Raw genomic sequence first — 23,542 nt, forward strand, 5'->3', positions numbered from 1 at the left:
GACCTACTTGGGTAGTGCGGTCTTCTTCCGCCGGTTGCTGATGAACTGGGCGAAGACCACGATCAGTACGGCGATGACGAACATGGCCGTGCCGATGACGTTGATCTGGACGGGCGTGCCGCGCTGGGCCGAGCCCCACACGAACATGGGGAAGGTGACGGTGTTGCCCGAGTTGAAGTTGGTGATGATGAAGTCGTCGAACGAGAGCGCGAACGCGAGCATCGCGCCGGCGGCGATGCCGGGAGCTGCGATCGGCAGCGTGACCCGTACGAACGTCTGCACTGGACCGGCGTAGAGGTCACGCGCGGCCTCTTCCAGACGGGGGTCCATCGACAGCACACGTGCCTTGACCGCCACGACCACGAAGCTCAGGCAGAACATCGTGTGCGCGATCAGGATGGTCCAGAAGCCCAGCTCCGCGCCCAGGTTGAGGAAGAGGGTCAGCAGCGAGGCGGCCATGACCACCTCGGGCATCGCCATCGGCAGGAAGATCAGCGAGTTGATCGCGCCACGCGCCCGGAAGCGGTAGCGGACCAGCGCGAAGGCGATCATCGAGCCGAGGACGGTGGCGCCGACCGTCGCCCACAGGGCGATCTGGAGGGACAGCGCGAGCGAGCCGCACATGTCGGCGACGCCGCACGGGTCCTTCCAGGCGTCGGTGGAGAACTCCTGCCAGGAGTAGTTGAACCGGCCGGCCGGCTTGTTGAACGAGAACACCATCACGACGATGTTCGGAAGGATCAGGTACGCGAGCGTGAGCAGGCCCGCGATGACCACGAGGTGGTGCCGTATCCAGCGCATCAGACGAGATCCTCCGTCCCGGCCCGGCGGATGTAGACAGTGACCGTGATCAGGACGACCGCCATGAGAATGAAGGACAGCGCGGCCGCGGTCGGGTAGTCCAGCACCCTCAGGAACTGCGACTGGATGACGTTGCCGACCATCTTGGTGTCCGTGGAGCCGAGCAGCTCGGCGTTGACGTAGTCGCCGCTGGCCGGAATGAAGGTCAGCAGCGTGCCGGAGACGACGCCCGGCATGGACAGCGGGAAGGTCACCCTGCGGAAGATGGTGGAAGGCTTCGCGTACAGGTCGCCGGCCGCCTCGTGGAGCCGCGGGTCGATCCGCTCCAGCGAGGTGTACAGCGGCAGGACCATGAACGGCAGGAAGTTGTACGTGAGACCGCAGACCACCGCGAGCGGGGTGGCCAGCAGCCGGTTCCCCTCGGTCATCCCGAGCCAGCTGGTGACGTCCAGGAAGCCGACGCTGCCCAGCACTTCCACCACCGGTCCGCCGTCCGCGAGGATCGTCTTCCAGGCGAGCGTGCGGATCAGGAAGCTGGTGAAGAACGGCGCGATGACCAGGACCAGCAGCAGATTGCGCCAGCGGCCCGCCCTGAACGCGATCAGATACGCGAGCGGGTAGCCGAGGAGCAGACACAGGATCGTGGCCGTGCCGGCGTACAGCACCGAGCGCAGATACTGCGGGTAGTACGCGGTCAGCGCGTCCCAGTACGTCTGGAAGTGCCAGGTGACCTTGAAGCCCTCTTCCAGAGAGCCCGTCTGCACGGAGGTCGACGCCTGGTAGATCATCGGCAACGCGAAGAAGACGACCAGCCACAGGATGCCGGGCAGCAGCAGCCAGTACGGGACGAGCTTGCGCCGGACGGACTGCTTGCGGACGACCGGCTCGACCGGCTGGGGGGCGGGCGAGGCGGGCGGTGCCTCGGTGACGGTCATGGCGTCTCCTCCACCGTCTCCACACCGGCATCGATGTCCTGAGCCGCGTCGAGTCCGAAGGTGTGCTCCGGGTTCCAGTGCAGGACGACCTCGGCCCCGGGAACGAGCCGCGGGTCACGCTCGATGTTCTGTACGTACACCTCGAGCTCCGGACAGACCGGGCTGTCGATGACGTACTGCGTGGACACGCCGATGAAGCTGGAGTCCGCGATCTTGCCGGTGAACCGGTTGCGGCCCTCGGCGATCGTGCCCGCGTCGTCCGCGTGCGTCAGCGAGATCTTCTCCGGACGCACACCGACCAGCAGCTTTCCGCCGGTGCGCGGCTGGGTGGCACAACGCTCGGCGGGCAGGCGCAGCTTGGCGTCGGCGGCCGTGACGACGACCTCGCCGCCGCTGTTCTCGGCGACCTCGGACTCGATGAGGTTGGAGGTGCCCAGGAAGTTGGCGACGAAGGTGGTGTGCGGGTTCTCGTAGAGCTCGGCGGGCGAGCCCAGCTGCTCGACCCGGCCACCGTTCATCACCGCGACCGTGTCGGCCATGGTCATGGCCTCTTCCTGGTCGTGGGTGACATGCACGAAGGTGATGCCGACCTCGGTCTGGATGCGCTTGAGTTCCAGCTGCATCTGGCGGCGCAGCTTGAGGTCGAGGGCGCCGAGTGGTTCGTCGAGGAGCAGCACCTGGGGGTGGTTGATGAGCGCGCGGGCGACGGCTACGCGCTGCTGCTGGCCACCGGAGAGCTGGTGCGGCTTGCGCCCCGCGAAGTCGCCCAGCTCCACGAGGTCGAGCATGTCGCCGACCTGCTTCTTCACCGACGTGATGCCGCGCCTGCGCAGCCCGAACGCGACGTTCTCGTAGATGTTGAGGTGCGGGAAGAGCGCATAGCTCTGGAAGACCGTGTTGACCGGGCGTTTGTGCGGCGGCAGGCCGGAGACGTCCTTGTCGCCGAGGAACACGCTCCCGGTGGTCGGGTCCTCAAGTCCGGCGATCATCCGCAGGGTGGTGGTCTTTCCGCAGCCGGAGGCGCCCAGCAGGGCGAAGAAGGAGCCCTGCGGGACGGTCAGGTCCAGCGGGTGGACGGCCGTGAAGGAGCCGTAGGTCTTGCTGATCCCGGAGAGGCGGACGTCGCCGCCCTTTGTCTTTTCAGTCATGGGTCGCGGTCCCGGTGTGTCGAAGGGAGCAGGGGGAGTCAGGCGCCGATGAGCTTGGCGAACTTCTCTTCGTACGCCGTCTCTTCCTTGGCGGAGAGCGAGCGGAAGGAGTGGGACTTGGCCGCCATGGCCTCGTCCGGGATGATCAGCGGGTTCTTGGCCAGCTCCGGGTCGATCTTGGCGAGCTCCGGGCCGACTCCGGCGACCGGGGTCACATAGTTGATGTACGCGGCGAGTTGGGCTGCGACGGGCAGCTCGTAGTAGTAATCGATCAGCCGGGTGGCGTTCTTCTGGTGCCGGGCATGCGCCGGGACCAGCAGATTGTCGGTGGCCGTCATGTAGCCGGCGGCCGGAATCGAGAATTTGATGTCCGGGTTGTCGACCTGGAGCTGGATGAGGTCACCGGCCCAGGCGACGCAGGCGGCGATGTCGCCCTTGTCGAGGTCCGAGGTGTAGTCGTTACCTGTGAAGCGGCGGATCTGCTTCTTGTCGACGCCCTTCTGGAGCCGGTTGATGGCGGCGTCGTAGTCGGCGTCGTTGACCTTGGCGGGATCCTTGCCCATGTCGAGCAGGGTGAGGCCGACCGTGTCCCGCATCTCGGTGAGGAAGCTGACCCGGCCCTTGAGAGTGGGGTCGTCCAGCAGCTGGGTTACGGAGTCGACCTTGCGGCCGCCGGTCGCCTTCACGTTGTAGGCGATGACAGCCGGAATTCCGGTCCAGGGGTAGGAGTAGGCACGCCCCGGGTCCCAGTCCGGGCTGCGGAACTGCGGCGAGAGGTTGGCGTACGCGTGCGGGAGGAGCGACGCGTCGAGCTTCTGCACCCAGCCGAGCCGGATCATCCGGGCGGCCAGCCAGTCGGTCACATTGATCAGGTCGCGGCCGGTGTCCTGGCCCGCGGCGAGCTGCGGCTGGATCTTGCCGAAGAACTCGACGTTGTCGTTGATGTCCTCGGTGTACTTGACCCTGATCCCGGTGCGCTTGGTGAACTCCATCAGAGTGGGACGGCTCTTCCCGTCCTCGCTGATGTCCATGTACTCGGTCCAGTTGGAGAAATTGATCAGCTTCTCCTGATCCGAGTGGTCGTCCGAGGCACCTGCTCCGGCCTCCCGCTTGGCGGGCGGGATTCCGCAGCCGCTCAATATGCCGGCGCCGCCGACCGCAAGCGCGCCGACACCCGACGCGCGCAACAGCGAGCGACGGGAGAGTGCGCCTCGCCCGTTCGCCAAGCTGCGTCGCACGGCGGCCAGTTGGGCCGCGGAGAGGCGGTCGGGCTCATTGTGCTCCATGCGCTGTGCCCTTTCGGGATGGTGGCCGCTGGTCGGGCGGCCATGCGGCGGTGGCCGCAATCGGATGAAGAGCTATCGGTCCCCGAAGATCGTGCGGTGCCAGTCCTTTCTGACTACCGCCGTGTTGTCGTACATCACGTGCTTGACCTGCGTGTATTCCTCGAAGGAATACATCGACATGTCCTTGCCGAAGCCGGATGCCTTGTATCCGCCGTGCGGCATCTCGCTGATGATCGGGATGTGGTCGTTGATCCAGACGCACCCGGCCTTGATCTCGCGAGTGGCACGGTTCGCGCGGTACACGTCCCGGCTCCAGGCGGAGGCGGCGAGGCCGTAGGGGGTGTCATTGGTGAGCGCGATGCCTTCGTCGTCGGAGTCGAAGGGGAGGACGACGAGGACCGGGCCGAAGATCTCGGACTGGACGATCTCGCTGTCCCGGGCGGCGCCGGCGACGAGGGTGGGGCGGTAGTACGCGCCACTCGTCAGCTCTCCCTGGGGCGCTTCGCCGCCGGTGACGACGGTGGCGTACGCGCGAGCCCGGTCGACGAAGCCCGCGACGCGGTCGCGCTGGAGGTGCGAGACGAGCGGCCCGAGGTCGGTGGCGGGGTCGAGGGGGTCGCCGAGACGGACGGTGGCCATCAGATCGGCGACGCCGCTGACGAAGGCGTCGTACAGGGGTCGCTGGACATAGGCGCGGGTGGCGGCCGTGCAGTCCTGGCCGGAGTTGATGAGCGAGCCCGCCACGGCGCCGTGGACCGCGGCCTCCAGGTCGGCGTCGTCGAAGACCAGGAAGGGGGCCTTGCCGCCCAGTTCGAGGTGGAGGCGCTTGACGGTGGCGGTGGCGATCTCGGCGACGCGCTTGCCGACGGGGGTGGAGCCGGTGAATGAGGTCATGGCGACGTCCGGGTGTCCGACCAGATGCTCGCCCGCGTTCCTGCCCGCGCCGTTGACGATGTTGACGACACCGTCGGGGATTCCGGCCTCCTTCGCCGCCTCGGCGAACATCAGCGAGGTGAACGGGGTGATCTCGGCGGGCTTCAGCACGATGGTGTTGCCCGCCGCGATGGCCGGCAGGACCTTCCAGGCGGCCATCTGGAGCGGGTAGTTCCAGGGTGCGATGGAGCCGACGACACCGATCGGCTCCCGGCGTACGTACGAGGTGTGGTCGCCGCTGTACTCGCCGGCCGACTGCCCCTGGAGATGGCGGGCCGCGCCGGCGAAGAAGGCGGTGTTGTCGACGGTGCCCGGGACGTCGAACTCGGTGGTGAGCTTGATCGGTTTGCCGCACTGCAGGGATTCGGCGTACGCGAGGTCGGCGGCCTGGTCCGCGAGGACGGACGCGAAGCTGTGCAGGGCGTCGGAGCGCTCGCCGGGGGTGGCGCCCGCCCAGCCTGGGAAGGCCTCGCGGGCGGCGTCAACGGCCGCGTCGACGTCGGCGGCCCCTGCCAGTTCGTAGCTGTGGACCGTCTCGCCGGTGGCGGGGTTCACGATGTGCTGCTTGCGTCCTGAGGTGCCGGACCGCAGCCGCCCGCCGATAAACTGTGCGCCGTCCGCATAGCGGTCCCGCACCTGGAAGCGGTTGCCCATGACGCTCTCCGTAGTTCCAGATCGATTTGAGTGCCGATCCTGACAGAGCGCCGGTTCCCCAACAAGTGATTCCGTTGTTGCCTTTTGGTTACGCGACGGAATCGGTCGACCATGTGTCGCGTCGGTCCGGCAATACCCGTACGGAGTGTCAGTGGTGGATGCCAGACTCGCGTGCATGGGGATGGAAGAGCTGATCAGGCAGGTCAGCAGTGACAGGCGCATCAAGTATCTGTTCTTTTGGGGTCATGCGCCGCGCCGGGACGGATCCATCGGCGCAAGCTGTCTGAGCCAGTGGTGGCCGTCACCCTTCGTGGTCGACGACGTTCGGTACGCCACGGCGGAGCACTGGATGATGGCAGGGAAGGCGCGGCTCTTCGGGGACGCGGCGGCCGAGCGGCAGGCACTCGATGCGGGCAGTCCGGCGGCGGCCAAGCGGGCCGGGCGGCTGGTGCGCGGTTTCGACGACGCGATATGGGAGCGAGAGCGGTCCGCGATTGTGCGCGCGGGCAGTGTGCACAAGTTCGGTCAGAATGCCGAGCTGCGCGATTTTCTGCTGGCCACGGGGGACCGGGTGCTCGTCGAGGCCAGCCCTCTTGACCGGGTGTGGGGCATCGGGCTGGCCGCGGACGACGAGCGGGCGCAGGATCCCACGCTCTGGCGCGGGCTCAATCTGCTGGGGTTCGCGCTGATGGAGGCGCGTGAGGAGTTGCGGGCCGGTCCGGCTAACGCCTGACGCCGTCGATCACGAGGGAGCTGGAGTAGCCGTTGTCCCTGTTCCGCTCCTCCTTGATCGCCTCGGTGATCCCCCAGGCCAGCAGGCCGACGACGATGAGGCCGATGACGATGCCGACGGAGCCGAGGATGATGCCGGCCAGAGCCATTCCGCCGTTGGTCGCCTCGCCCCGCTGGGCGCGCTTCCTGCCGAGGATGCCGAAGATCAGGGCGAGCACGCCCAGGACGATCCCGACGACCCCGTACAGACAGAACAGACAGACGGAGAGGATGCCGAGCACCATCGCGGTGATGCCCATGCCGTTCGCCGGGCCGGGCTGCCAGGCGGTCTGACCGTAGTTCTGGTAACCCGGGTATCCGGGGTAGCCGCCGTAGGGATCACCCACGCCCGGGCCCACTCCGGGGCCGGGCTGCGGGGCGCTCGGGGCGGCGGGGTAGCCGTACGGTCCGGCGGGCTGGGCCGGTCCGCCCGGGGCTATCGGGGGAGGCGGCACGGCACCCATGTCGGCAACGGGCCCGGTGCTGGGCATCGACGTCACCGTCGGCTGGTCGTGCACGGGCGACACCGGCGGCGTCGGGGCGGCGGCGGGCTTGTGCAGCGGCACCTTGTTCTGTGCCGCGCTGCTCTCCGGCGGAGCCCAGGGATCGCGGTCGCGGGGCTCGTACCCGCCCGGCTGGGCCTGATTGTCAGACATGGTTCTCCCCCATCGTGGTCCGGTCATGCTACGGGCTGCGGCCCGCGCCGGAACCGGCCCCCTACGATGATCCCTGACCCGAACAGGCGGTCGTACGTGCCCTCGTGCCCGCCGTCGCGCACCTGTCGCTCACGCCATCGCCCATGGAGGACCCCGATGACCGATCTGCACCCCTTCATCGCGGGGCTCCCCAAGGCCGAGTTGCATGTGCACCATGTCGGCTCCGCCTCCCCGCGCATCGTCGCCGAGCTGGCCGCCCGCCACCCCGACTCCAAGGTCCCCACCGACCCCGAGGCGCTCGCCGACTACTTCTCCTTCACCGACTTCGCGCACTTCATCGAGGTCTATCTGTCGGTCGTGGACCTGATCCGCACTCCGGAGGACGTACGGCTGCTCACCTTCGAGGTGGCCCGCGACATGGCCCGGCAGAACATCCGCTACGCCGAGCTGACCGTCACGCCGTTCAGCTCGACCCGCCGCGGCATCGATGAGGAGGCCTTCATGGCGGCGATCGAGGACGCCCGCAAGGCTGCCGAGGCCGAGCTCGGCGTCGTACTGCGCTGGTGCTTCGACATCCCCGGCGAGGCCGGTCTCGATGCCGCGGAGGAGACCGCGCGGCTCGCGGTGGACCTGCGCCCCGACGGCCTTGTCTCCTTCGGGCTCGGCGGCCCGGAAATCGGTGTGCCGCGGCCGCAGTTCAAGCCGTACTTCGACCGCGCGATCGCGGCCGGCCTGCACTCCGTGCCGCACGCCGGCGAGACGACAGGGCCGCAGACGATATGGGACGCGCTGAACGAACTGCGCGCCGAGCGCATCGGCCACGGCACCAGCGCGACGCAGGACCCGAAGCTGCTCGCCCACCTCGCGGAGCGCCGGATTCCGCTGGAGGTGTGCCCCACCTCGAACCTCGCGACCCGCGCCGTCCGCGACCTGGACGAGCACCCGGTCAAGGAAATGGTCGCGGCCGGAGTGCTGGTGACCATCAACAGCGACGACCCGCCGATGTTCGGCAGCGACCTCAACAACGAGTACGCGGTCGCCGCCCGGCTGCTGCAGCTGGACGAGCGCGGACTGGCCGACCTCGCGAAGAACGCCGTGGAGGCGTCCTTCCTCGACCCGGCCGGCAAGGCGCGGATCGTGGCGGAGATCGACGCGTACACCGCCGTATGGCCCGCCCGCTGACCGGCCCCGACAATGAGCCCATGCGCAGCGTCAAAGTCGTGGGCCATCGCGGCGATCCGTACCGCGTCCGTGAGAACACCCTGCCCTCGCTCCGCTCGGCGATCGAGCAAGGTGCGGACGCGGTGGAGGTCGACGTACGCCTCACCCATGACGGCGTGCCCATGCTGCTGCACGACGACTCACTGAAACGGCTGTGGGGTCACGGCCGGCCGCTCGCGAAGCTCACCCGGGCCGAGGTCGACGAGCTGACCATGGGCGGGGTGCCCACGCTGCGCGAGGCGCTGCTCGCGGTCGGCGCGCACCGGGTGATGATCGATCTGCCCGGGGCCTCGGAGGAGTCGGTGCGTACGGTGATCGGCACCGTACGCGAGTGCGGCGCGGGCGAGCGGGTGTACTACTGCGGAGGCCCGGCAACCATGCTCGCGGTGCGGGCCGCCGACCCCGCGGCCGAGATCGCGATGACGTGGACGACGCTCGCGCCGCCGCGTCCCGCGCTGCTCGACGCGGTGGGGCCACGCTGGCTCAACTACCGTTTCGGGCTGCTCGGTCGGGAGCTGACGGATCACATCCACCGGGACGGGCTGCTCGTCTCGGCCTGGACGGCGGACACTCGGCGCACCATGCGCCGGCTGATGAAGTACGGCGTCGATGCGATCACCACCAACCGCGTGGACACGCTGCACTCCACGGTCCGGCCGAACTCCCCTGTCGGCAGGCCGTCTTGATCCGTCCGGCATGATGGCACTGACGCAGCCGGCCGAGGAGCAGACGTGACCGACAGGATCCGCACCGACGTAGCGCACAACGCCAGGGTCTGGAACCACTGGCTGGGCGGCAAGGACAACTATCCGGTCGACCGCGCGGTGGGCGACCACGTCACCGGGCTGTACCCGAGCATCGGCGAGGTGGCGCGCGCGGACCGGGCGTTCCTGGGCCGGGCGGTGACACACCTCGCGAGTGAGGTGGGGGTACGCCAGTTCCTGGACATCGGCACCGGCCTGCCCACAGTCGAGAACACCCACGAAGTCGCCCAGCGCATCGCGCCCGACGCCCGGATCGTCTACGTCGACAACGACCCGATCGTGCTGGCGCACGCGCGCGCCCTGCTCACCAGCTCCCCCGAGGGCGCGACCGAGTATCTGGACGCGGACGCGCACGACCCGGCGTCGATCGTCCGCTCCGTCGAGGTGACGCTGGATCTGGCGCGGCCGGTGGCGGTGATGATGCTCGGCATTCTGAACTTCGTGATGGACACCGACGAGGCGCGGTCGATCGTGCACCGGCTGATGGAGGCGGTGCCGTCCGGCAGCTATCTCGTACTCACGCATCCGACGCTGGAGCTGGGCGGCGAGGGCAACGCCGCGGCGATGGCGTTCTGGAACGAGAACGCGACACCGCCGATCACGGCGCGCAGCCGCGCGGAGTTCGCCTCGTTCTGCGAGGGACTCGACCTGCTCGAGCCGGGCATCGTCTCCTGCGCACGCTGGCGGCACGACCCGGCGTTCGGCGCCGAGCCGGTACAGGTGGCCCAGTTCGGCGCGGTCGCCCGCAAGCCGTAGCGCCACGAGCGGCAGCGTCGCCCGACTACCCTTGCCCGGCCGCGATTTCGAGGGGCGGGACGATCGCCTGCGCGTCGGCGCCTCCAGCGGAACTCGTCGTTGTCGTTGATCTCGATGTACAGCGGCCGGCCGCCGTTCATGGACATGTGCCCATACTTGCTGGACACCTGTCCATGAACTGAGGCCGATGATGCACACAACGGCACATGTCCTGGTCGGCCTGGTGGCCGCGCTCCACGCGTACATCCTGGTTCTGGAGATGTTCCTGTGGCAGCGCAAGCCAGGCCGCGGCCTCTCCGGCTTCGACGCGGAGATGGCCCGCGCGACGGCCCCGCTCGCCGCGAACCAGGGCCTGTACAACGGTTTTCTGGCGGCGGGCCTGGTCTGGGGCCTGATCGCCGCCGACCCGACGGGGTACCGCGTGCAGGTCTTCTTCCTCAGCTGCGTGGTGATCGCGGGCCTGTACGGCGGCTTCACGGCGAACCGGCGCATCCTGGTGGCTCAGGCGCTGCCGGGGGCGCTGGCGCTGGCGGCGGTCCTGGTGGCCGGATGAGCACGGCCCCCACCGGCGACCCGCGCGCGGAGCGCACCCGGGCCAGGCTGCGCGAGGCGCTGCTGGAGGAGTGCGATGACGGCCTTCTTCACCGGCCTGGCCCCGCATGCCGCGCTCTACCGCACCCTGCTGCGCGAGGGCGGCAGCGGCCCGCTGGGCGACCTGCTCCACCGCGAACTGCGCGAACGCAGCCGCAGGGAACGCGAGTTGGCGGGCGCACCGGCCCCGGACCTGATCGCCTCGGCGGTGGCGTCGGCGTTCGCGGGCGTCCTGGCGGACTGGCTGCACGACACGATCGCCGCGGCCCCGGAAGAGATGGCCTCCCAGGTCTGGTGCCTCCTGGTGACGCTCCACCGCACGCCAACGAGCTGAACGCGGCGACGAGTTCGGGCGAAGCTACCGCGCCGCAAAGTCGGCGCACCTGGGGCGCTGCCCCGGGACGCCCAAGGGTCCGAGGCGCAGCCCCGGTTTTCGGGAACGGGCGGGGTGGGGAAGTCCCCACCCCGCCGCCGGGAAACTACGCGTCCAGCGACGTCATCACGTGCTTGATCCGCGTGTAGTCGTCGAACCCGTACGCCGACAGGTCCTTCCCGTACCCCGACTTCTTGAAGCCGCCGTGCGGCATCTCCGCCACCAGCGGGATGTGCGTGTTGATCCACACACACCCGAAGTCCAGCGCCTTGGACATCCGCATCGCCCGCGCGTGGTCCTTCGTCCACACCGACGACGCCAGCGCGAACTCCACGCCGTTCGCCCACTGAAGCGCCTGTTCCTCGTCCGCGAAAGACTGGACCGTGATGACCGGGCCGAAGACCTCGTTCTGGATGATCTCGTCGTCCTGCTTCAGGCCTGAGACGACCGTCGCCGCGTAGAAGTAGCCCTTCTCGCCGACGCGGTGGCCGCCCGCCTCCACCTTCGCGTGCGCCGGCAGCCGCTCGATGAAGCCCGAGACCTGCGCCAGCTGGTTCGCGTTGTTCAGCGGGCCGTACAGCACGTCCGCGTCGTCCGGCGCGCCCGTCTTCGTGTCCGCCGCCGCCTTCGCCAGCGCCGACACGAACTCGTCGTGGATCGACTCGTGCACGAGGACGCGCGTCGCGGCCGTACAGTCCTGGCCCGCGTTGAAGTAGCCCGCCACCGCGATGTCCTCGACGGCCTTGGGGATGTCGGTGTCCTCGAAGACGACGACCGGCGCCTTGCCGCCCAGCTCCAGGTGCACGCGCTTGACGTCCTTGGCCGCGGACGCGGCGACCTGCATGCCCGCCCGTACGGAGCCGGTGATGGACGCCATGGCCGGCGTCGGGTGCTCGACCATCGTGCGGCCGGTCTCCCGGTCACCGCAAATGACGTTGAAGACGCCCTTCGGCACGATCGAGCCGATGATCTCGGCGATCAGGACCGTCGACGCGGGCGTCGTGTCGGACGGCTTGATGACGACGGTGTTGCCCGCCGCCAGCGCCGGCGCGAACTTCCAGACGGCCATCATCATCGGGTAGTTCCACGGCGCGACCTGCGCGCAGACGCCGACCGGCTCACGCCGGACAATGGAGGTGAAGCCCTCCATGTACTCGCCGGCCGACCGGCCCTCCAGCATCCGCGCCGCGCCCGCGAAGAAGCGGATCTGGTCCACCATCGGCGGGATCTCTTCGGTGCGGGTGAGCTCGAGCGGCTTGCCGGTGTTCTCCGACTCGGCCGCGATCAGGTCCTCGGCCCGCTCCTCGAAGGCGTCCGCGATCTTCAGCAGGACCTTCTGCCGCTCGGCCGGGGTGGTGTCGCGCCAGCCGGGGAAGGCGGCCGCGGCAGCGTCCATGGCGGCGTCGACGTCGGCCTGCCCGGAGAGCGGCGACGTGGCGTACACGTCACCGGTGGCCGGGTTGACGACCTCGATTGTCCGCCCGTCGGCGGCATCCCGGAACTCCCCGTTGATGTAGTTGCGCAGACGACGCAGCTCGGTGGTCACTGTTGCCACCCCTCCTGTCAGATGTCCGATGGGTGAGACCTCCACCCTAATCTCCTACGTGACGCTTTCGACAGCCCCAACCCTCCGCAACTTCGGATTCAGTTAGAACGAGGCCTCCTGACAACGAATTTCATCGCTCAGGGCTTGCGGGACAGACGAGTCGCAGTGCAGAGTGAGCTCGTGGCCAGCCGTAACGCAGACTCCAGAAACGGCAGCGGATCGTCCCCGACGGTCGATGCTGTCTCCCTCGCAATCATCGAACAGCTCCAGGAGGACGGGCGTCGTCCGTACGCCGCCATCGGCAAGGCCGTGGGCCTGTCCGAAGCGGCCGTCCGGCAACGCGTCCAGAAGCTGCTCGACCAGGGCGTGATGCAGATCGTCGCCGTCACGGACCCACTCACTGTGGGCCTGCGACGCCAGGCGATGGTGGGCATCACGGTCGAGGGCGACGTCGACCCGGTGGCCGACGCGCTCACAGCCATGGCCGAGTGCGAGTACGTGGTGATGACCGCGGGCTCGTTCGACCTCATGGTGGAGATCGTCTGCGAGGACGACGACCACCTGCTCGAAGTGATCAACAAGCGGATACGCGCGCTCCCCGGCGTGCGCTCCACCGAGAGCTTCGTCTACCTCAAGCTCAAGAAGCAGACCTATATGTGGGGAACCCGATAGCCGTGAGCAAGGACCTCTCCAAAACCGCCTACGACCACCTGTGGATGCACTTCACCCGCATGTCGTCGTACGAGAACGCACCCGTCCCCACCATCGTGCGTGGTGAGGGCACCTACATCTACGACGACAAGGGCAAGCGCTACCTCGACGGCCTCGCCGGCCTCTTCGTAGTCAACGCCGGCCACGGTCGCGTAGAGCTCGCCGAGACCGCGTACAAGCAGGCGCAGGAGCTCGCCTTCTTCCCGGTGTGGTCCTACGCGCACCCCAAGGCCGTCGAGCTCGCCGAGCGGCTCGCGCACCACGCCCCCGGCGACCTCAACAAGGTCTTCTTCACCACCGGCGGCGGCGAGGCCGTCGAGACCGCCTGGAAGCTGGCGAAGCAGTACTTCAAGCTGCAGGGCAAGCACACCAAGTACAAGGTCATCTCGCGTGCGGTCGCTTACCACGGCACCCCGCAGGGCGCCCTGTCCATCACCGGTCTGCCCGCGCTCAAGGCCCCCTTCGAGCCGCTGGTCCCCGGCGCGCACAAAGTGCCGAACACCAACATCTACCGCGCGCCGATTCACGGCGACGACCCGGAGGCCTTCGGCCGCTGGGCCGCCGACCAGATCGAACAGCAGATCCTCTTCGAGGGTCCCGACACGGTCGCGGCGGTCTTCCTGGAGCCGGTACAGAACGCCGGTGGCTGCTTCCCGCCGCCGCCCGGGTACTTCCAGCGGGTCCGTGAGATCTGCGACCAGTACGACGTGCTGCTCGTGTCGGACGAAGTCATCTGTGCCTTCGGCCGGCTCGGCACGACGTTCGCCTGCGACAAGTTCGGCTACGTACCGGACATGATCACCTGCGCCAAGGGCATGACCTCGGGCTACTCCCCGATCGGCGCGTGCATCATCTCCGACCGCCTCGCCGAGCCCTTCTACAAGGGCGACAACACCTTCCTGCACGGCTACACCTTCGGCGGTCACCCGGTCTCCGCCGCGGTGGGCCTGGCCAACCTCGACATCTTCGAGCGCGAGGGCCTCAACCAGCACGTCCTGGACAACGAGGGCAACTTCCTGTCCACACTGCAGAAGCTGCACGACCTGCCGATCGTCGGCGACGTCCGCGGAAACGGCTTCTTCTACGGCATCGAGCTGGTGAAGGACAAGGTCACCAAGGAGTCCTTCACGGACGAGGAGACCGAGCGCGTGCTCTACGGCTTCCTCTCCAAGGCGCTGTACGAGAACGGTCTGTACTGCCGGGCCGACGACCGCGGTGACCCGGTGGTGCAGCTGGCGCCGCCGCTGATCGCCGACCAGTCGACGTTCGACGAGATCGAGCAGATTCTGCGTACGGTCCTCACGGAGGCATGGACGAAGCTCTGACCATTTGGTCGCATACGGCCCGGGGCACCCGGCATCTCATTCGGCCATCCGAGTGGGATGGGGTGCGCCCGGGCCGCGTGCTTCCCGATACGCCGGTTCTGAATCCATACCGTGCCGAGTGACCGATCGGCCCTGTCTTCGTTCCCCCGTACGGGGGAGGAGAAATCTGATCAGAACCGAGGTGTACGCCATGGTGACCCCGCCGGACAACGATGTGCTCTGGGCACGTTCCCTGCACCACTCCCACAGCGGCTCGCCCGCGCTCGTCGGCGTGTCGCTGGGTGTGCGCGAGGGCGAGATCCTCGCCGTGTACGGCCCGCGCGGCAGCGGAAAGACCACGCTGCTGCGGTGCCTGTCCGGCCAACTCGTCGCCGACAAGGGCGAGGTGTGGTTCAACAGCTCCCCCGTGCACACGCTGACCCCGCTGCTGCGCGAGCGGCTCCGGCGCAACCGGTTCGGCTGGATCGACCCCGAGCCGACGCTGGTCCCGGAGCTGACGGCGTGGGAGAACGCGGCCCTGCCGCTGCTGCTGCGCGGCTCGTCGCACCGAAGGGCGAAGGCCACGGCAATGGAGTGGCTGGAGCGGCTCGACATCGGCGCGTGCGCCCGGCTGCGGCCGCATGCGCTGCTGCAGGCGCAGCGGCAGCGGGTCGCCACGGCGCGGGCGCTGGTCAGCACGCCGTTGGTGCTGTTCGCCGACGAGCCGACGGCGACACTGCACCGCGCGGACGGGGCGCAGGTGCTGCGTACGCTGACGGCCGCGGCCCGCTCGCACCGAATCACCGTCGTGCTGGCCACGCACGACCCGGAGGTGGCGACGCTCGCGGACCGCTCGGTCACGCTCGTGGACGGCCGGCGCGTCAATTCGCTCGGGACCGCCGACGCGGAAGGCCGGGCCGAGTGCTCGCTCTCCGTCTAGCCCGCGGTACGCACCCTCTCGTCCTGCTGCGCCGGCTGATGGTGGCAGGGGCGTCGGCGGGTGTGGGCTTCCTGCTGCTGTGCACGCTGACGTACGCGCTGTCCCATCCCACCGACTCGGGCACGTCGGGGCTCCGGCTGCTCTGGTGCCTGATCCCGCTCGCGGCGACGGTGCACTTCGCGGTGGCGGTGGCGCGTACGGATCCCAGTACGCGGCCCAGGGCCGGCCTCTCGGCGGTCGGCCTGGGGCCCGCCAGGCTCACCGCGCTGGCCGCTGTCTCCACGGCCGTCTCGGGCACGCTCGGGAGCATGCTCGCGCTGCTCTTCTTCCTCAATCTGCGGGGCGGTCTGACGGGGCTGCCGTTCGACGGGGCGGCGGCCGAGCTGCTCGCCGCAGACCGGCCGCTGCCGCTGGCGGCCGCGCTGACGCTCCTCGCGCTGGTGCCGCTGCTGGCCTCGGTCGCCGCGGCGCTGGCCCTGCGCCCGCGCCGGGTGCCTCCGCCGCCGGACGCTCCGTCCGCCGCGCCGACGGAGCTGCCGTGGGGCGTCGCACTGATGGCCGTTGGCGTGGCCGTCGGGACGTACGCGAGCCACGGCGGCGCCGGCTCACCGCTTCCCATCCCGGGCGAGACCGAAGGCAACCCGGTCGGCGTCCTCGCCGGCTGGACCCTCACCGCCCTGGGCCTGGCCCTGGCGGGCCCGGGCATCACCCGCTTCAGCGGCCGCCTCCTCCAGTCGCTGCGCCCGGGCACGACCCGGTTGCTGGCGGGCCGCATCCTGATGGAGGAATCCAGCCGCATCGGGCGCCCGCTCGGCGTGGTCTGCGCGGTCGCCTCGGCGGCGATCGCAGCCACCACGCTGTACGACGGCACGGCCGAACGCCTCGGCCTCCTGACGGGCCTGGGCACGGTGCTGGTGATGACGTGCACGACGGCGACGCTGCTGGTCTCGGCCCTGGACGCCAGACAGACCCGCGCCACGACCACGGACTCCCTCCGCAGCCTGGGCGTCCCCGCGACGGTCCTGCGCAACGCAACCGCCCTGCGCGGGGCGGCACTTCTGGCGGTTTTCGCCCCCCTGACGTGGGCGGTGACGGCCCTGGCAGCGGTCCCGTTCTCAAGCTGAGCGCGTGGTGAGCAGCAGCCGGCGCTACGCCGCGCCGCGCTGCCCCACCCCGCCGGGCCGCCCTGGGCCACCTCACCGGCCTCGGGTAACGAACGGTACGAAAGCAAAAGCAACTCCCGGCCCCGAACTCACGTCTGGCAGTTGGACTGACCCCACGTGAACGGAGCCCCCGGTGCTGATCGGCCTACTGACCGCTGTCGCGGCCTCGATCTGTTACGGCACCGGGTCGGTGCTGCAAGCCGTGGGATCCCGCAAGGCCGCCCGCCGCGAGGCGGCCGCGGCGGGCGTCACCCAGCACGGCGGGCCGAGCCTGTCCTCCACTGCGCAGGCCGCGATGACCTGGGAGTTCATCGTCGGCACCATCCTGGACTTCGTCGGCTTCGGCCTGGGCGCACTGGCCGCCCGCCTGCTCCCGCTGTTCCTCTCGCAGACCGTGATCAGCGCGAATCTGGTGATCACGGCGGTGCTGAGCTTGAAGGCACTGGGCATCAAGCTGAACCGCGCCGAGTGGACCTCCATCGCCGTCGTCTGCTCGGCCCTGGTGCTGCTGGCCACGGCTGCGGGCCCGGAGGGCAGCGGCCACACCCCGATCGCGACCCACTGGTGGCTGCTGGCCATCTCGTTGCTGCTGATGATCGGCGGCACCGTCGCCGTACGCCTCCTCGGCGCGCGCGCCGCGATCCTCGCGGGTCTGCTGTCCGGCCTCGGCTTCGGCGCGCTGGGCGTCAGCGTACGCGTACTGAACGGCATCGCCCCCTTCGACCTGGGCGCCCTGATCTCGGACCCGGCGCTGTACGCGATCCTGGTGGCCGGGATCGGCGGCATGTATCTGCACACCGTCGCCCTGCAGATCGGCTCGGTGAACGGCGCCACGGCGGCGCTGGTCGTGGGCGAGACCGTGCTGCCGGGCATGATCGGCGTGCTGTGGCTGGGCGACTCGTCCCGCCCCGGCTTCGCCTGGATCGCGATTCTCGGCTTCGTACTGGCGGTGGCGGGCGCGGTCGCGGTGGCCTGGTTCGGCGCACCCGAGGCCCATGGCACAGAGCCGCGGCCGGCAGAGTCGCACCCCGATGAGCTGGTCTCCGTCCCCCAGGGTTAGAAGTCCCTCCCCCAGAGCTTCGCCTGGGAGGTGCCCCCACCGCCTTGCGACCGCACGCACCAGACGCCCAGGCCTCGGCGCAACTTCCGAAACACGCCCTGGGCGCCCGTCCATTACCCGGCGGGTAATCGACGCTTCCCGCAGCGGGCAGCAAGATCGCCCCATGACGACCACCGACACGACCGACCGCACCCGCGCCACCGTCCAGGAGTTTCTGGGGCGGATCGCGGAGGGCGCGCCCGACCGTATCGCCACGCTGTTCGCCGTGAAGGTCGACTGGGCGATCGCCGATAACCCCACGGTCCCCTGGATCCGGCACCGTTCAACGCGAGCCGATGTCGCGGAGCACTTCCGCGCGTTGGCCGAGGGGCAGACGCCGGATCCGGACGCCACGGCCGTCCACGTGATCGTCGTGGACGGTAAGGAGGCGCTGCTGACCGGGCGGCTCGCGGGCACCGTACGGGCCACCGGCAAGACCTTCCGGTCGCCATTCGCGATGTGGCTGACCATCGAGGACGGCCTGATCATCCGCTACCGGGTGTACGAGGACAGCCTCGCGATCGCCGCCGCCTGCGCGAGCGAGTAACTCACCCGGCCGGCTCCAGCACCACCACGTCGGCCGCCGCAAAGACGACCCCCACCTCGGCCCCTTCCTCCGGCGCGTCCCGCAGCGAGCACTCCACCTCAAGCGGCGGCCCGTCACAGGGCCGCAGCTGTACGGCGACGTGGTTGCCCCGGAACGTACGCCCCTCGACCGTGCAGGGCAGCCCCTCCGAGGCGTCGGCCAGCCGCACCCCGGCGGGCCGGACCAGCACCTTGCACTCGCCCTGCGGCGAACCCTCCGGCACCGGGATCTTGCCCCACACCGTGTCGGCGGCGGCACCGCTCACCGTCGCCGCCACCACATTGTCGAAGCCGAGGAAGCGGGCCACGAACTCGGAGGCCGGCCGCTCCCAGACCTCCAGCGGCGTGCCCGCCTGGGCGATCCGTCCGTCCCGCATGACGACGACGCGGTCGGCGAGCGCGAAGGCCTCGCCCTGGTCGTGCGTGACGGCGAGCACGGTGGTGCCCAACCGCCCGAAGAGCCCGCGCAGTTCCACGACGAGACGCTCCCGCAGCCCACGGTCCAGCTGGCCGAGCGGCTCGTCCAGCATCAGCAGCCGGGGCTCCGGCGCGAGCGCCCGGGCCAGCGCCACCCGCTGCTGCTCCCCGCCGGACAGCGAGGCAACGGCCCGGCGCTGCGCGGCCGGCAGCCCAACGAGCTCCAGCGACTCGTCGACGCGACGGGCCCGTTCGGCCCGGCCCCTGCCGTGCATCCGCAGCCCGAAGGCGACGTTGCCGCCCACGTCGCGCTGCGGGAAGAGCTGGTGGTCCTGGAACATCAGGCCCACACCTCGCCGGTGCACCGGCACCCCGGCCTGGTCTGCGCCGGACAGCAGCACCCGCCCGGCGTCTGCTGTCTGGAGCCCCGCGACGATCCGCAGCAGCGTGGACTTGCCGCTGCCGCTCGGCCCCAGCACACAGACGATCTCGTGCTCGGCGACCTCCAGGTCCACCGAGTCGAGCGCCGCCCGCGCCCCGAACCGTACGGTCACGCCCTCAAGCCGCAGCAACGCCATCAGAACTCCCCGGAGGTTCGATCAGCACGAATTCGTTCGAGGACGAGCAGCGCCGCCGCGCACACCACCATCAAGATCGTGCTCAGCGCCATCGCCTGCCCGTAGTTGAGCTCGCCCGGCCGGCCAAGAAGGCGCGCCACGGCGACCGGCAGCGTCGGATTGTCGGGCCTGGCGATGAAGACGGTTGCCCCGAACTCGCCGAGCGACACGGCGAATGCGAACCCCGCGGCGATCAGCAGTGCCCGCCGCACCAGCGGCAGGTCCACCTCCCGCCACACACGCAGCGGGGACGCGCCGAGCACCGCAGCGGCCTCGCGCAGTCGTTCGTCCACCGCCCGCAGGACCGGCAGCATGATGCGTACGACGAAGGGCACGCCGACCAGCGCTTGGGCGAGCGGCACCAGAATCCACGACCCGCGCAGATCGAGCGGCGGCTTGTCGAGGGTGATGAGGAAGCCGAAGCCGACGGTCACCGCGGAGACGCCGAGCGGCAGCATCAGCAGCGCGTCGAAGCCGCGCACCAGTCGGCCGGCCTTCCGGGTGAGCGCGGCCGCGGCAAGGCCGCCGACGGCGAGCGCGATGGCGGTCGCGACGAGCGCGTAACGCAAGGAGTTCCACACGGCGTCGATGGGCGGTACGAGGAAAACCCCACCACTCGCATCGCTGGAGGCGAGCGCCCGGTAGTAGCCGAAGCCATAGCCTCCGGGACCGTCGAAGGAGCGCTCGACCAGGACGCCGAGCGGGACCAGCACCAGCAGCAGGATCGTGGCGAGCACCGCGCCGAGCAGCGCCCACTGCCCCGCGCCACGCGGTCGCCGCGAGGTCTGCGCCGGGTCCACCAGCCTCAGCGCGGTCTCCCGCCGCCGTACCGTCCGCGCGTGCACGGCGAGGATCGCGCCGACAGCGGCGAACTGCAGCAGCGTGAGCACCGCGGCGGTGGGCAGATCCAGCAGATGAGCCGTCTGACGGTAGATCTCCACCTCAAGTGTGGAGAAGGCCGGCCCGCCGAGGATCTGTACGACGCCGAAGGAGGTGAAGGTGAACAGAAAGACCATCAGGGCGGCCGCTGCCACGGCGGGCGCGAGCGCGGGCAGCGTCACCCGCCGCCAGGCCGCGAACCGCCCGGCGCCCAGGACCCGCGCGGCCTCCTCCTGACGCGGGTCGAGTTGCGACCACAGTCCGCCCACGGTCCGTACGACCACCGCGTAGTTGAAGAAGACATGGGCGAGCAGGATCGCCCAGACGGTTGTGTCGAGCCTGACGCCCCACAGTTCGTCGAGCAGCCCGCCGCGGCCCAGCAGCGCCAGGAACGCCGTTCCTACGACGACGGTCGGCAGCACGAACGGAACGGTGACCACAGCCCGCAGCAGGTGCTTCCCGGGAAAGTCGAGGCGGGCGAAGACGTACGCGCCGGGCAGGGCGATCACCAGGGTGAGCGCAGTGGAGGCGAGCGCCTGCCAGATGGTGAACCACAGCACGTGCTGAATGTCGGAGCGGCCCAGCACCTCGCCGATCCGCCCGAACTGCCAAACCCCGTCGATCTCCAGACCGCGGCCCACGATCGCGACGACGGGATAGGCGAAGAAGACCGCGAAGAACGCGACTGGCCCGGCCATCAGCCCGAGCCGCGACGCGTTCCCGCGGACGGACTTGCCTACTTCAGAACGAGCGAGGACCACGACTGGACCCACTGCTCACGGTTCTTGGCGATCTTGTCGGGCGCGACGGTCTCCGGCTTGTCGACGACCGCGCCGAACTTGGTGAACAGCTCGGGCAGCTTCGCGTCCTTGACCACAGGGTTCACGAACATGTTCAGCGGCATGTCCTCCTGGAACTTCTTGGAGACCAGGAAGTCCAGCAGGGCCTTGCCGCCCGCCTCGTTCTTCGCGCCGTCGAGAAGACCCGCGAACTCCGTCTGGCGGAAGCAGGTTCCGGACGCGACGCCGGTGGGCGCCTCGGTCGGCTGCGGCTTGGCGTAGAGCACCTCGGCGGGCGGGCTGGAGGCGTACGAGACGACCAGCGGCCGGTCCGCCTTGGCCTTCTTGCCACCGGCCGAACCGGAGAACTCCTCGTTGTACGCCTGCTCCCAGCCGTCGACGACCTTGACGCCGTTGGCCTTCAGCTTCTTCCAGTAGTCCTGCCAGCCTTCGTCGCCGTACTTGCCGACGCTGCCGAGGAGGAAGCCGAGACCGGGCGACGAGGTCGCGACATTCTCGGTGACGAGGAGGTTCTTGTACTCGGGCTTGACCAGGTCGTCGAAGGACTGCGGGGGCGCGAGCTTCTTGTCGGCGAAGTACTTCTTGTCGTAGTTGACGCAGATGTCGCCGGTGTCGACTGGCGTGACACGGTGCTTGTCCTTGTCGAGCTGCACCTCGTCGGACACCTGACCGAGGCCCTTGGCGACGTACGGCGTGAACAGGCCGTTGTCGAGCGCCCGCGAGAGCAGGGTGTTGTCGACGCCGAAGAAGACATCGCCCTGCGGGGAGCCCTTGGTGAGGATCTCCTTGTTGAGGGCCGCGCCCGCGTCACCGCTCTTGAGCACCTTGACCGTGTAGCCGGTCTCCTTGGTGAACTCCTCCAGCACGGCCGGGGAGGCGGCGAAGGAGTCATGGCTGACGAGCGTCACGGTCTTGGACTTCGAGCCGCCGGAGGCGGAGTCCTTGGACGCCCCGCCGCAGGCAGCGAGGGTCGAGATGCCGAGAGCGGCGGCGACGGCGGTAATCGTCAACTTCTTGGTGGTGCTCACTGAAATTCCTCCTGGAGTGACCAGGAAGAGACGCGGCCCTGCTCACAAGGTGAGCAGGGCGCAACAGCTTGAGTGGTGACCGAACTTCCTACCCAGAATGACCTGGGCAAGGTTCAGAGGGTCTGCGACCGCTGTGCTAGTTCATAGCGGTGGTCGCACTCTCAGCGCTGTGGCGCTCCCCTGTCGGAATATGTAAATGTTCAAGCCAAGATTACCGCTCGGAGGCCGCGAGCTGTCCGCACGCTCCATCGATCTCCTGGCCACGGGTATCGCGGACGGTGACGGGCACGCCATGGGCCGCGATGGCCTCCACGAACGCCTTCTCGTCCTCGGGGCGGGAGGCCGTCCACTTCGATCCCGGCGTCGGGTTGAGCGGGATGAGGTTCACATGGACCCGCTTGCCCTTGAGGAGGCGGCCCATCAGATCGCCCCGCCACGCCTGGTCGTTGATGTCCCTGATCAGTGCGTACTCGATGGAGATGCGGCGGCCCGACTTCTCCGCGTACTCCCAGGCGGCGTCCAGCACCTCCCGTACCTTCCAGCGGGTGTTGACCGGGACCAGGGTGTCGCGCAGCTCGTCGTCCGGCGCGTGCAGCGAGACGGCGAGACGGCACTTGAAGCCCTCGTCGGCGAAGCGCAGCATCGCGGGAACCAGGCCGACGGTCGACACGGTGATGCCGCGCTGCGAGAGCCCGAGCCCGTCCGGCTCGGGGTCGGTGAGGCGGCGGATGGAGCCGACGACCCGCTTGTAGTTGGCGAGCGGCTCGCCCATACCCATGAAGACGATGTTGGACAGCCGCGCCGGGCCTCCCGGCACCTCGCCGTCACGCAGGGCGCGCATCCCGTCGACGATCTGGTGCACGATCTCGGCGGTCGACAGATTGCGGTCGAGCCCCGCCTGCCCGGTGGCGCAGAAGGGGCAGTTCATCCCGCAACCGGCCTGCGACGAGATGCACATCGTCACCCGGTCCGGGTAGCGCATCAGCACGGACTCGACGAGCGTGCCGTCGTGCAGCCGCCACAGCGTCTTGCGGGTGGTGTCGTCGTCGCACGAGATGTGCCGTACGACCGACATCAGATCGGGCAGCAACTCGGACGCGAGCTTCTCTCGCGCGGCGGCGGGGATGTCGGTCCACTGGGTGGGGTCGTGGGCGTACCGCGCGAAGTAGTGCTGCGAGAGCTGCTTGGCGCGGAACGGCTTCTCGCCGATCGCGGCGACGGCGTCCTTGCGCTCGGCGGGCGTGAGGTCGGCAAGGTGCCGCGGGGGCCTCTTGGCTCCGCGGGGCGCGACAAAATTGAGTTCTCCGGGCTTGGGCATGGTGATACCAGTGTCGCAGAGATACGAAGCGGGCCCGCCGCCTGTGGACAACGAGCCCCTCACGTATAAAACCGCAGGTCAAATGGGTCAGCTGGACCCGACGAAGATCACCATCAGTAGCCACACCACCGGAGCCGTGGGCAGCAGCGAATCCAGCCGGTCCATGATGCCGCCATGACCTGGGAGCAGCGTGCCCATGTCCTTGATGCCCAGGTCCCGCTTGATCATCGACTCGCCCAGGTCGCC

23 protein-coding genes and 1 pseudogene are annotated in these 23,542 nt (G+C 69.3%); 12 read left to right on the plus strand and 12 right to left on the minus strand.

Features of this window, described 5'->3' with window-relative positions; all coding sequences use genetic code 11:
- Positions 1-3: 3 nt before the first annotated feature.
- The 5 genes from ACWDO5_RS19640 to ACWDO5_RS19660 form a co-directional block, all read right to left on the minus strand.
- Positions 4-801: an ABC transporter permease gene (locus tag ACWDO5_RS19640; protein ID WP_450531591.1), complete on the minus strand. Its 798-nt coding sequence runs from the start codon at positions 799-801 to the stop codon at positions 4-6.
- Positions 801-1,736: an ABC transporter permease gene (locus ACWDO5_RS19645; RefSeq protein ID WP_450531592.1), complete on the minus strand. Its 936-nt coding sequence runs from the start codon at positions 1,734-1,736 to the stop codon at positions 801-803. The genes ACWDO5_RS19640 and ACWDO5_RS19645 overlap by 1 nt, the downstream gene beginning before the upstream one ends.
- Entirely contained in the window at positions 1,733-2,884 is a 1,152-nt protein-coding gene (locus tag ACWDO5_RS19650; RefSeq protein ID WP_450531593.1) for an ABC transporter ATP-binding protein, read from the minus strand. The genes ACWDO5_RS19645 and ACWDO5_RS19650 overlap by 4 nt, the downstream gene beginning before the upstream one ends.
- Before the next feature lie 38 nt (positions 2,885-2,922).
- A complete protein-coding gene (locus ACWDO5_RS19655) occupies positions 2,923-4,170 on the minus strand; it encodes an ABC transporter substrate-binding protein (RefSeq protein ID WP_450531594.1) in 1,248 nt (415 codons plus the stop codon).
- Between the two features lie 72 nt (positions 4,171-4,242).
- Positions 4,243-5,757 carry a gamma-aminobutyraldehyde dehydrogenase gene (locus ACWDO5_RS19660; RefSeq protein WP_450531595.1) on the minus strand — a complete coding sequence of 505 codons (1,515 nt, stop codon included), beginning with the start codon at positions 5,755-5,757 and terminating at the stop codon, positions 4,243-4,245.
- 175 nt (positions 5,758-5,932) lie between these two features.
- On the opposite strand from ACWDO5_RS19660, the gene ACWDO5_RS19665 reads away from it, so the two are divergent.
- The gene (locus ACWDO5_RS19665) at positions 5,933-6,490 is read left to right on the plus strand and encodes an NADAR family protein (RefSeq protein WP_450531596.1); all 558 of its coding nucleotides are present in this window, start codon (positions 5,933-5,935) and stop codon (positions 6,488-6,490) included.
- On the opposite strand, the gene ACWDO5_RS19670 is transcribed toward ACWDO5_RS19665, so the two are convergent.
- Positions 6,480-7,184, minus strand: coding sequence for a DUF4190 domain-containing protein (locus tag ACWDO5_RS19670; protein WP_450531597.1), 705 nt, complete (start codon positions 7,182-7,184; stop codon positions 6,480-6,482). The genes ACWDO5_RS19665 and ACWDO5_RS19670 overlap by 11 nt on opposite strands.
- 156 nt (positions 7,185-7,340) lie before the next feature.
- Between ACWDO5_RS19670 and ACWDO5_RS19675 the strand changes: the two genes are divergently transcribed.
- From ACWDO5_RS19675 to ACWDO5_RS19695, 5 genes and pseudogenes are all read left to right on the plus strand, one after another.
- Positions 7,341-8,366 carry an adenosine deaminase gene (locus ACWDO5_RS19675; protein ID WP_450531598.1) on the plus strand — a complete coding sequence of 342 codons (1,026 nt, stop codon included), beginning with the start codon at positions 7,341-7,343 and terminating at the stop codon, positions 8,364-8,366.
- Positions 8,367-8,386: 20 nt separating this feature from the next.
- Positions 8,387-9,091 (plus strand): glycerophosphodiester phosphodiesterase, encoded by a 705-nt coding sequence (locus ACWDO5_RS19680; RefSeq protein WP_450531599.1) that lies wholly within the window; start codon positions 8,387-8,389, stop codon positions 9,089-9,091.
- Between the two features lie 45 nt (positions 9,092-9,136).
- Positions 9,137-9,925, plus strand: a complete 789-nt coding sequence (locus ACWDO5_RS19685) for an SAM-dependent methyltransferase (protein ID WP_450531600.1) — start codon at positions 9,137-9,139, stop codon at positions 9,923-9,925.
- Positions 9,926-10,115: 190 nt separating this feature from the next.
- A complete protein-coding gene (locus tag ACWDO5_RS19690; protein ID WP_450531612.1) occupies positions 10,116-10,478 on the plus strand; it encodes a DUF1304 domain-containing protein in 363 nt (120 codons plus the stop codon).
- A gap of 72 nt (positions 10,479-10,550) precedes the next feature.
- Positions 10,551-10,850 (plus strand): annotated as a pseudogene (locus ACWDO5_RS19695) (TetR-like C-terminal domain-containing protein); the annotation flags it as partial.
- Positions 10,851-10,995: 145 nt separating this feature from the next.
- Here ACWDO5_RS19695 and ACWDO5_RS19700 read toward each other — a convergent pair.
- Positions 10,996-12,435 (minus strand): gamma-aminobutyraldehyde dehydrogenase, encoded by a 1,440-nt coding sequence (locus ACWDO5_RS19700; RefSeq protein WP_450531601.1) that lies wholly within the window; start codon positions 12,433-12,435, stop codon positions 10,996-10,998.
- 180 nt (positions 12,436-12,615) lie between these two features.
- On the opposite strand from ACWDO5_RS19700, the gene ACWDO5_RS19705 reads away from it, so the two are divergent.
- The 6 genes from ACWDO5_RS19705 (at position 12,616) to ACWDO5_RS19730 (ending at position 18,199) form a co-directional block, all read left to right on the plus strand.
- A complete protein-coding gene (locus ACWDO5_RS19705) occupies positions 12,616-13,107 on the plus strand; it encodes an Lrp/AsnC family transcriptional regulator (protein ID WP_450531602.1) in 492 nt (163 codons plus the stop codon).
- Positions 13,092-14,471, plus strand: a complete 1,380-nt coding sequence (locus ACWDO5_RS19710; RefSeq protein ID WP_450531603.1) for an aspartate aminotransferase family protein — start codon at positions 13,092-13,094, stop codon at positions 14,469-14,471. The genes ACWDO5_RS19705 and ACWDO5_RS19710 overlap by 16 nt, the downstream gene beginning before the upstream one ends.
- Positions 14,472-14,661: 190 nt before the next feature.
- Positions 14,662-15,390 carry an ABC transporter ATP-binding protein gene (locus tag ACWDO5_RS19715; protein ID WP_450531604.1) on the plus strand — a complete coding sequence of 243 codons (729 nt, stop codon included), beginning with the start codon at positions 14,662-14,664 and terminating at the stop codon, positions 15,388-15,390.
- Positions 15,372-16,514, plus strand: a complete 1,143-nt coding sequence (locus ACWDO5_RS19720) for a hypothetical protein (protein WP_450531605.1) — start codon at positions 15,372-15,374, stop codon at positions 16,512-16,514. Before ACWDO5_RS19715 ends, ACWDO5_RS19720 begins: the two co-directional genes overlap by 19 nt.
- 172 nt (positions 16,515-16,686) lie before the next feature.
- Positions 16,687-17,613, plus strand: coding sequence for a hypothetical protein (locus ACWDO5_RS19725; protein WP_450531606.1), 927 nt, complete (start codon positions 16,687-16,689; stop codon positions 17,611-17,613).
- A 163-nt stretch (positions 17,614-17,776) separates the two neighbouring features.
- A complete protein-coding gene (locus ACWDO5_RS19730) occupies positions 17,777-18,199 on the plus strand; it encodes a nuclear transport factor 2 family protein (RefSeq protein WP_450531607.1) in 423 nt (140 codons plus the stop codon).
- Position 18,200: 1 nt separating this feature from the next.
- On the opposite strand, the gene ACWDO5_RS19735 is transcribed toward ACWDO5_RS19730, so the two are convergent.
- From ACWDO5_RS19735 to ACWDO5_RS19755, 5 genes are all read right to left on the minus strand, one after another.
- Positions 18,201-19,232 (minus strand): ABC transporter ATP-binding protein, encoded by a 1,032-nt coding sequence (locus ACWDO5_RS19735; protein ID WP_450531608.1) that lies wholly within the window; start codon positions 19,230-19,232, stop codon positions 18,201-18,203.
- Positions 19,232-20,848: an ABC transporter permease gene (locus tag ACWDO5_RS19740; RefSeq protein WP_450531609.1), complete on the minus strand. Its 1,617-nt coding sequence runs from the start codon at positions 20,846-20,848 to the stop codon at positions 19,232-19,234. The genes ACWDO5_RS19735 and ACWDO5_RS19740 overlap by 1 nt, the downstream gene beginning before the upstream one ends.
- A 38-nt stretch (positions 20,849-20,886) precedes the next feature.
- Complete coding sequence (locus ACWDO5_RS19745; protein ID WP_450531610.1) at positions 20,887-21,978, minus strand: thiamine ABC transporter substrate-binding protein; 1,092 nt, start codon at positions 21,976-21,978, stop codon at positions 20,887-20,889.
- Positions 21,979-22,189: 211 nt separating this feature from the next.
- Positions 22,190-23,296, minus strand: coding sequence for a 23S rRNA (adenine(2503)-C(2))-methyltransferase RlmN (gene rlmN / locus ACWDO5_RS19750; RefSeq protein WP_450531611.1), 1,107 nt, complete (start codon positions 23,294-23,296; stop codon positions 22,190-22,192).
- Between the two features lie 87 nt (positions 23,297-23,383).
- Positions 23,384-23,542 (minus strand): phosphatidate cytidylyltransferase (locus ACWDO5_RS19755; RefSeq protein ID WP_450531613.1); only part of this gene is annotated, 159 nt, incomplete at its 5' end.

The organism is Streptomyces sp. NPDC000880, from assembly GCF_053599675.1.

What these genes read in the sequence shown, in the direction of transcription:
- ACWDO5_RS19640 (WP_450531591.1), bottom strand. Translation starts at nt 801, where the DNA reads ATGCGCTGGATACGGCACCACCTCGTGGTCATCGCGGGCCTGCTCACG.
- ACWDO5_RS19645 (WP_450531592.1), bottom strand. Translation starts at nt 1,736, where the DNA reads ATGACCGTCACCGAGGCACCGCCCGCCTCGCCCGCCCCCCAGCCGGTC.
- ACWDO5_RS19650 (WP_450531593.1), bottom strand. Translation starts at nt 2,884, where the DNA reads ATGACTGAAAAGACAAAGGGCGGCGACGTCCGCCTCTCCGGGATCAGC.
- ACWDO5_RS19655 (WP_450531594.1), bottom strand. Translation starts at nt 4,170, where the DNA reads ATGGAGCACAATGAGCCCGACCGCCTCTCCGCGGCCCAACTGGCCGCC.
- ACWDO5_RS19660 (WP_450531595.1), bottom strand. Translation starts at nt 5,757, where the DNA reads ATGGGCAACCGCTTCCAGGTGCGGGACCGCTATGCGGACGGCGCACAG.
- ACWDO5_RS19665 (WP_450531596.1), top strand. Translation starts at nt 5,933, where the DNA reads ATGGGGATGGAAGAGCTGATCAGGCAGGTCAGCAGTGACAGGCGCATC.
- ACWDO5_RS19670 (WP_450531597.1), bottom strand. Translation starts at nt 7,184, where the DNA reads ATGTCTGACAATCAGGCCCAGCCGGGCGGGTACGAGCCCCGCGACCGC.
- ACWDO5_RS19675 (WP_450531598.1), top strand. Translation starts at nt 7,341, where the DNA reads ATGACCGATCTGCACCCCTTCATCGCGGGGCTCCCCAAGGCCGAGTTG.
- ACWDO5_RS19680 (WP_450531599.1), top strand. Translation starts at nt 8,387, where the DNA reads ATGCGCAGCGTCAAAGTCGTGGGCCATCGCGGCGATCCGTACCGCGTC.
- ACWDO5_RS19690 (WP_450531612.1), top strand. Translation starts at nt 10,116, where the DNA reads ATGCACACAACGGCACATGTCCTGGTCGGCCTGGTGGCCGCGCTCCAC.
- ACWDO5_RS19715 (WP_450531604.1), top strand. Translation starts at nt 14,662, where the DNA reads ATGGTGACCCCGCCGGACAACGATGTGCTCTGGGCACGTTCCCTGCAC.
- ACWDO5_RS19730 (WP_450531607.1), top strand. Translation starts at nt 17,777, where the DNA reads ATGACGACCACCGACACGACCGACCGCACCCGCGCCACCGTCCAGGAG.
- ACWDO5_RS19735 (WP_450531608.1), bottom strand. Translation starts at nt 19,232, where the DNA reads ATGGCGTTGCTGCGGCTTGAGGGCGTGACCGTACGGTTCGGGGCGCGG.
- ACWDO5_RS19740 (WP_450531609.1), bottom strand. Translation starts at nt 20,848, where the DNA reads ATGGCCGGGCCAGTCGCGTTCTTCGCGGTCTTCTTCGCCTATCCCGTC.
- rlmN (WP_450531611.1), bottom strand. Translation starts at nt 23,296, where the DNA reads ATGCCCAAGCCCGGAGAACTCAATTTTGTCGCGCCCCGCGGAGCCAAG.